Raw genomic sequence first — 7,765 nt, 5'->3', positions numbered from 1 at the left:
CGTCCGTGCCGGCCAGGCGCGCGGCGATGGCCGAGCGGTTGGCCTTGGCGAGGCGGGCCTGGAGGGCGGCCAGGTCCTGGCCCGCCCCCATCACGGCGCCGCGGGCGTCCACCACGCGGTAGTCCATGCGCAGGTGCGCCGGCACCGCCTCGGGCGCCCACAGCCCGGGCTCCACGACGATCCCGCGGACCCGGCGCACGGCGGCGGACAAGGCCTCGGTCAGCTCGTCGGCGAGCGGGTCCGCGTGCGCGTCGAGGTCCGCCACGAGCTGCCGGGCCACGTCCGGGGCGGGCACGAGCTGCTTGCGCACGGCCTTGGGCAGGGCCTTGATCAGGGCGGTCACGAGCTCCACGCGCAGGCCCGGCACGAGCCACGCGAAGGGGCCGGGGGAGACCTGGTTGAGGAGCAGGACCGGCACGGACACGGTCACGCCGTCGGTGCCGGAGGCGCCGGTGGGGTCGAAGGTGTACTCCAGGTCGAGGTCCACGTCCCCGCCGGGCAGCGGGTAGGGGAACACGGTGGGGAACGCGTCCGTGTCCAGGTCCTCGGCGTCGGCGGTGAGCAGCGCGGCGACGTCGAGGTCCAGCAGGTCCGGCCGCTCCTGGCGGGCCTTCTTCCACCACGTGTCGAAGTGCCGCTCGGAGACCACGTTCGCCGGCACCCGCGCGTCGTAGAAGGCGAAGAGGTCCTCGTCCCCGATCCGCAGGTCGCGGCGGCGCAGGCGCGTCTCGAGCGCGTCGACCTCCTCGAGGGCGGCGCGGTTGCGGGCGAAGAACCGGTGGCGGGTGCGCCAGTCGCCCTCCACGAGGGCGTGCCGGATGAACAGCTCGCGCGAGAGCTCCGGGTCGATCCGGCCGTACTTCACGGACCGGTCCGGGATGAGGGTGACCCCGAAGAGCGTGACCTTCTCCCGGGCGACGACGGCGCCAGCCCGGCGGGACCAGTGCGGCTCGTTGTACGTGCGCTTCACGAGCCCGCCCGCGGCCTCCTCGGCCCACTCCGGCTCGATCCTCGCCACTGTCCGCGCCCACAGCCGGGACGTCTCCACGAGCTCGGCGGCCATCACGAAGGGGTGGCGCTTCTTGAACAGGGCGGAGCCGGGGAACACGGCGAAGCGGGTGCCGCGGGCGCCGGCGTACTCGCGGCGGCGCTCGTCGTAGGAGCCGATCTGGGAGAGCAGGCCGGTGAGCAGCGACCGGTGCACCGCCTCGTGCTGGCCCACCGGGTCCACCGGGCCGGCGTGCACCGCCACTCCCACGTCCTTGGCGAGCTGGCGCAGCTGCCGCACGAGGTCCTGCCACTCGTGCACGCGCAGCCAGTTGATGTGCTCGCGGCGGCACAGCTTGCGGAACTGCGAGCCGGAGAGCTCCTTCTGCTGCTCCTGCAGGTAGGCCCAGAGGTTGAGGATCGCGGAGAAGTCCGAGTTCTCGTCCGCGAACCGCCGGTGCAGCTCGTCGGCGGCCTCGCGCTGCTCCACGGGGCGCTCGCGGGGGTCCTGGATGGTGAGGGCGGCGGCGAGCACCATGACCTCGCGGACGCAGCCGCGCTCGCCGGACTCCAGGATCATGCGCCCGAGCCGCGGGTCCACGGGCAGCCGGGCCAGGCGGCGGCCGATCGGGGTGATGGTGCCCGGCTCGGGGGCCCGCCCGCCGCGGCCGCCGTGGCGCCCGTCCTCCGCGCCGGAGGGCCGGGGCGGGTGCAGCGCGCCGAGCTCGGTGAGCGTGGTGGCGCCGTCGGAGACCTGCCGGCCGTCCGGCGGCTGCACGAAGGGGAAGCCCTGGACGTCCGCCGGGGTGGCGGCCACGCCGAGAGAGAGCATCTGCAGGATCACGGAGGCCAGGGAGGTGCGCAGGATCTCCGGGTCCGTGAACTCGGGGCGGGAGAGGTAGTCCTCCTCCGAGTACAGGCGGATCGCGATGCCCGGGCTCGTGCGGCCCGAGCGGCCGGCGCGCTGGTTCGCGCTGGCCTGGGAGACACGCTCGATCGGCAGGCGCTGCACCTTGGTGCGGTGCGAGTACCGCGAGATGCGCGCCGTGCCCGTGTCGATCACGTACTTGATGCCCGGCACGGTCAGGGACGTCTCGGCCACGTTGGTGGCCAGGACGATCCGGCGGCGCACGCCGGCGGCGGCGCGGCCGAACACCCGGTGCTGCTCCGCCATGGACAGGCGGCCGAACAGCGGCAGCACCTCCGTGCCCGCCAGGCGCTTCGAGGAGGCGACGACGCCGGAGAGGTGGTCGGCGGCGTCGCGGATCTCCCGCTCGCCCGGCAGGAACACGAGGATGTCGCCCGGTGGCTCGGCGGCCAGCTCCAGCACGGCCTCGCCGATCGCGTCCAGGGGGTCGCGCGTCTCGGCGGCGTCGTCCGAGTCGTCCTCGGGATCGCCGGGGGAGGGCTCGCCCGTCAGCGGGCGGTACCGCACCTCCACGGGGTAGGTCCGGCCCGAGACCTCGATGACGGGCGCCGGGACCACGAGGCCGCCGTCGTCCGCCGGCACCGCGTCCTCGTGCTCCTCGCCCTCGGCGAGGGCGCGGCCGAAGTGCCGGGCGAAGCGCTCCGGGTCGATCGTGGCCGAGGTGATGATCACCTTCAGGTCCGGGCGCTGGGGCAGCAGGTTGCGCAGGTAGCCCAGGAGGAAGTCGATGTTGAGGCTGCGCTCGTGGGCCTCGTCCACGATGATCACGGAGTAGCGGCGCAGCTGCGGGTCATGGGGGATCTCGGCCAGCAGGATGCCGTCCGTCATGACCTTCACCCGGGTGGCCTTCGAGGTCTGTGCCGTGAAGCGGACCTGATAGCCGACCGTCTGCCCGATCTCCTCGCCCAGCTCCTGCGCGATGCGCTCGGCCACCGAGCGGGCGGCGATGCGCCGGGGCTGGGTGTGGCCGATCGAACCGGCCTCCCCGAGCCCGAGGGCCAGGCACATCTTCGGCAGCTGCGTGGTCTTGCCCGAACCGGTCTCGCCCGCGACGATCACCACCTGGTGGTCGCGGATCGCGGCCATGATCTCCTCACGGCGCTCCGCCACCGGCAGGTGTTCGGCGAACGTGATCGCGGCGGCGTCGTGGGGCGTCGCCGACGGCTGCGCGGCGGGCGTGGAGGGCGGTGGAGTCTGCGTCATGACGGCCTCCATCCTAGGCGCGCGGGGCCCGGGCCGGCCCGGACGGGGTGAATCCGGGACTGGGGCTGAGAGTCCGGATGTGATTCCCTGGAGCCCATGGACACGAACACCGTCTTCCTGTTAGCGGCGATCGGCCTCTATTTCCTCGCGATGATCGCGATCGGCCTGTACGCCTCCCGCAAGAACACCGACCTCGACGACTACGTGCTCGCCGGACGCGACATGAAGCCGTCCGTCGCGGCGCTCTCCGCGGGTGCGTCCGACATGTCCGGGTGGCTCCTGATGGGCCTGCCCGGCGCGATCTACGCCGCGGGCCTGGTCGAGGGCTGGATGGCGGTCGGCCTGACCGTGGGCGCGTGGGTGAACTGGCGCGTGGTCGCCCCCCGCCTGCGCTCCTACACCGAGGTGGCAGGGAACTCGATCACGATCCCGTCCTTCCTCGAGAACCGGTTCAAGGACCGCACGCACATCCTGCGGATCGTGGCCGGCCTGATCATCCTCGTGTTCTTCACCTTCTACGTCTCCTCGGGCATGGTGGCCGGCGGCAAGTTCGTCGAGTCCACCTTCGGCCCCGAGTCCTTCTACGCCCAGGGCATCAGCATCAACTACCTCACCGGCATGCTCGTGGTCGCGGGCATCACGGTGCTCTACACCCTGTTCGGCGGCTTCCTCGGCGCCTCGCTGACGGACGTGGCCCAGGGCATCCTCATGTTCCTCTCCCTGCTGGCCGTGCCCATCGTCGTGATCCTGACCATGGGCGGCTGGGACGCCGTCGTCGAGGGCATCCGCGCCGCCGACGCCGCCGGCGGCGGAGTGAACCACTTCTCGATGTTCGAGAACGCGACGCTGATCGGCGTCCTGTCCTCCCTCGCCTGGGGCCTGGGCTACTTCGGCCAGCCGCACATCATCGTCCGCTTCATGGCCCTGCGCACCCCGCACGACGCGGCCGTCGCCCGACGCGTGGGCATCGGCTGGATGGCGCTGTCCGTGTTCGGCGCTGTGATGGTGGCTCTCGTGGGCATCGCCTACTTCCAGGCCAACCCCGGCACCACGCTCGAGGACCCGGAGACCGTGTTCCTCGTGCTGGCCTCGATCATGTTCCACCCGTTCGTGGCCGGCCTGGTGCTGGCCGCCGTCCTCGCCGCGATCATGTCCACGCTCTCCTCGCAGCTGATCGTGTGCTCCTCCGCCCTGGTGGAGGACCTCTACATGCTGCGCGGGCGCACCGGGTCCCCGACGTTCACCCTGTGGCTCGGCCGCATCGGCGTGCTGGTGGTGGCGCTCGTGGCGGGTCTGCTCGCCCTCAACCCCGACTCCTCCGTGCTCGAGCTCGTCTCCTTCGCGTGGGCCGGCTTCGGTGCCGCCTTCGGCCCCGTGATCCTGCTCGCCCTGTACTGGCCGCGGTTCACCTCGTGGGGGGCGATGGCCGCCATGGTCACCGGTGCCGCCGTCGCCTGGTTCTGGTCCGAGGCCAGTGCCGAGACGTGGGAGTGGTTCGGCCTGTACGAGCTGCTGCCGGGCTTCGTCGCCGCTCTCGTGGTGGGTGTGGTGGTGTCCCTCGTGACCCAGCGCTCGCGCCGTGTGCAGCGGCGGATCGACGCCGAGTTCACCGGCGCGATCGACATCGTGGCCGGCCGTGAGCCGCACCCGGACGTGGCCCCGGCCGCCATGACGCGGGACGCCGGCGGGGGCTCGACCGCAGCCGCCGCCGATCCGCGCGCGCAGGCGTGAGGCTCTTCCTCACGATCCGTCCGCCGAGGGCCGTGCTCGACCACCTCGAGCCGGCCCTCGACGGCGTCCGGGACCGGGCCGGACGCGCGCTGCGCTGGACCGACCCGGAGCAGCAGCACCTGACGCTGGCGTTCCACCCGGAGGTGCCCGCCGGCGCCGTGGACGACGTCGTCGCCGACGCCGGCCGCATCGCGGCGGGACATGCCCCGCTCGACCTGCACCTGGCCGGGGCGGGGGAGTTCTCCCACCGCACGCTCTGGGTCGGGGTGGGCGGGCAGGTCCGGGAGCTCGGCGCGCTCCTGGCGGAGCCCTGGCTCGCCGACGACGACGGCCGGGACCGCCGGCGTGCCCACCTCACCGTGGCGCGGGTATCGGGCGCCGCGCCCCGACCTCGGGGTCGGAGGCGGGGCGAGCCCCGTCCGCCGGCACCGGCCACTATCCTGCTGGCCGAGGCCGTGCACGCGCTCACGGTGTACCGCGGGCCCCAGTGGACCGCCGACGAGGTCGAGGTCGTGGCGTCCCGGGTCGGCGAGGGCCGCTCCGGCGGGCCGCTGCACGAGGTGCTGGCGACCGTCCCGCTGCGTGGCTGAGGGGCCGACGAGCAGGCCCGAACGAACAGAGTGGTCACGACATGCCGTCACCGGAATCCGGTGACGGCATGTCGTGACCACTCTGCGTGCCTCAGGCGGCCGACGGGTCGGCCGGAGCGGGGGACCCGTCCGGCCGGCCCGGGGTCAGCCCTCCAGCGGGCCCTGCACCGCGTAGAGGCGCTTGTTGGCGAACTCGTCCACGGCCATGGGGCCGAGCTCGCGGCCGAAGCCCGAGCGCTTCACGCCGCCGAAGGGCAGGTTCGCGCCGGCGGCGGAGGCGAGGTTCACGTTCGCCATGCCCACCTCGAGCTGGTCGGCAACGCGCTTGGCCTCGTCGAGGTCCGTGGAGAAGACGGCGCCGCCGAGACCGTACTGCGAGTCGTTGGCCAGGGCCACGGCCTCCTCGGCCGAGGACACCTTGTAGACCACGGAGGCCATGCCGAACAGCTCCTGCGAGTAGGCGGGGTTCTCCTGGTCCACGTCCGTGATCACGGCCGGGGAGACGTAGAAGCCCTCGCCCTCGGGGCCGGAGACGCGCTCGCCGCCCACGTGGACGGTGGCGCCGGCCTCCTTGGCCGCGGCGATCTGCTCGGCGAGCCCGTCGGCCGCGGACTCGGAGGACAGCGGGCCGTAGACGTCGGCGTCGCGCGAGGTCGGGTCACCGGGCTTCATCGCCGAGGAGCGCTGAACCAGCTCGTCCACGAAGTCGTCGTAGAGGTCCTCCATGACGATCATGCGCTTGTTCGAGTTGCAGGCCTGGCCCCAGTTGCCCAGCCGGGTGGCCAGAGCGTCGCGGGCGGCCGCGCGGGCGTCCGGCGCGGAGAGCACGATGTACGGATCGGAGCCGCCGAGCTCGAGGACGACCTTCTTGAGGTGCCGGCCGGCCTGCTCGGCGACGGCGGCGCCGGCCCGCTCCGAACCGGTGAGGGACACGCCCTGCACGCGCGGGTCGGCGATGATCGTGGAGATCTGGTCATGGGTGGCGAACAGGTTCTGGTACACGCCCTCCGGCAGTCCGGCCTCGGTGAAGAGCTCTTCCAGCAGCTGGGCCACCTGCGGGTTGATCTCGGCGTGCTTGAGCAGGATGGTGTTGCCGAGCACGAGGTTCGGCGCCACGAATCGGGCCACCTGGTACACCGGGAAGTTCCACGGCATGATCCCCAGCAGCGGGCCGATCGGCAGCCGCTGGACGAACGCCTCCTGCCCGGAGAACTGCTTGATCGGCTGGTCCGCGAGCAGCTCCTCGGCCTCGTCCGCGTAGTATCCGAAGATCTGGGCGCTGTAGCGCACCTCGCCGACTGCAGCGCCGAGGGACTTGCCCATCTCCATGGTGATCAGCGCGGCGATGTCCTTGGAGCGCTCGGCCAGCAGCTCGGAGATCCGCTTCACGACGGCGGCGCGCTCGGCCACCGACTTCTGGGACCACTGCTCGTAGGCGGCCTGCGACGCGTCGAGGGCGTCGACGATCTGCTGATCCGTGGCGTTGTCGAAGGACTTCAGCAGCTCCCCGGTGGCCGGGTTGATCGTGCGGTAGCCCTGAGAGGCGGAGGTGGTGGTCATCAGTCGTCACCCTTTCGTGTGGACGTCCTGCGTTGAGCTCCCCATCCTGCCGGAGGCCCCCGTTCACCCCCAGATCCCGGACGCCCCTCTTCGCCACGAGCCGAGCAGGTGGGTGTCCACGATCCCGGCGGCCTCCATCAGAGCGAAGCAGGTGGTGGGCCCCACGAACCGGCAGCCGCGGGCCTTGAGGGCCGTCGCCAGGGCGCGGGACTCGTCCGAGGCGGAGGGCACCTCCGCCACCGTCCCCGGGCGCGGCGTCGCGGCCGGCTGGTGCGCCCAGACGAGCCCGGCCAGCCCGCGGTCCGGCCGGTCGCCCGGTCCGTCCCAGCCCGGGCCCGCCCCGGGGGAGCCGGGGTGCAGCGGGGTCCACGGCTCGTCCCGCATCGCGACGACGGCGCGCGCGTTCGCCACGGCGGCCTCCACCTTGGCGCGGTTGCGGATGATCCCGGCGTCCTGCAGCAGCTCCTCGACCCGCTCCGGGCCGAAGCCGGCCACCGCGTCCGGGTCGAAGCCGGCGAAGGCCTCGCGGAACCGCGGCCGCTTGGCCAGCACCGTCCGCCAGCTCAGCCCCGACTGGAACGCCTCGAGGACGAGCCGCTCGAACAGGCCGCGCTCGTCCGTGACGGGCACACCCCACTCCTCGTCGTAGTAGGCGCGCAACAGGGGGTCGCGGTCGGCCCAGGGCGCGCGGGCCCGCCCGTCCTCGCCCACCACGACGCCGGCCGGCGGCTCGGCGGCCCCGGCGGCGGAGCGGACGGGCGCGGCG

The 7,765-nt window shown here is 73.0% G+C and carries 5 protein-coding genes; 2 read left to right on the top strand and 3 right to left on the bottom strand.

Annotated elements, in window-relative coordinates:
- Positions 1 to 3,118, bottom strand: a 3,118-nt coding sequence (hrpA, locus tag NWP10_RS09400) for an ATP-dependent RNA helicase HrpA (RefSeq protein ID WP_258300711.1), incomplete at its 3' end; no start/stop codon positions are given.
- Positions 3,119 to 3,214: 96 nt separating this feature from the next.
- On the opposite strand from hrpA, the gene putP reads away from it, so the two are divergent.
- Together putP and NWP10_RS09390 are read left to right on the top strand one after the other, a co-directional pair.
- Entirely contained in the window at positions 3,215 to 4,849 is a 1,635-nt protein-coding gene (gene putP / locus NWP10_RS09395; protein ID WP_017488928.1) for a sodium/proline symporter PutP, read from the top strand.
- Entirely contained in the window at positions 4,846 to 5,439 is a 594-nt protein-coding gene (locus NWP10_RS09390) for a 2'-5' RNA ligase family protein (protein WP_258300710.1), read from the top strand. Before putP ends, NWP10_RS09390 begins: the two co-directional genes overlap by 4 nt.
- A gap of 144 nt (positions 5,440 to 5,583) precedes the next feature.
- Here the strand turns inward: NWP10_RS09390 and NWP10_RS09385 are convergent, their stop codons facing one another.
- Together NWP10_RS09385 and NWP10_RS09380 are read right to left on the bottom strand one after the other, a co-directional pair.
- The gene (locus NWP10_RS09385) at positions 5,584 to 6,999 is read right to left on the bottom strand and encodes an NAD-dependent succinate-semialdehyde dehydrogenase (protein ID WP_258300709.1); all 1,416 of its coding nucleotides are present in this window, start codon (positions 6,997 to 6,999) and stop codon (positions 5,584 to 5,586) included.
- Positions 7,000 to 7,062: 63 nt separating this feature from the next.
- Positions 7,063 to 7,713 (bottom strand): DNA-3-methyladenine glycosylase I, encoded by a 651-nt coding sequence (locus NWP10_RS09380; RefSeq protein WP_258300712.1) that lies wholly within the window; start codon positions 7,711 to 7,713, stop codon positions 7,063 to 7,065.
- Positions 7,714 to 7,765 lie beyond the last annotated feature (52 nt).

Origin of the sequence: Micrococcus sp. HG099, from assembly GCF_024723355.1 — a bacterium.
GTDB classification, from domain to species: Bacteria; Actinomycetota; Actinomycetes; order Actinomycetales; family Micrococcaceae; genus Micrococcus; species Micrococcus endophyticus.
The sequence above is the reverse complement of the archived record's forward strand: the minus strand, read 5'-3'. Positions and strand labels throughout refer to the sequence as shown.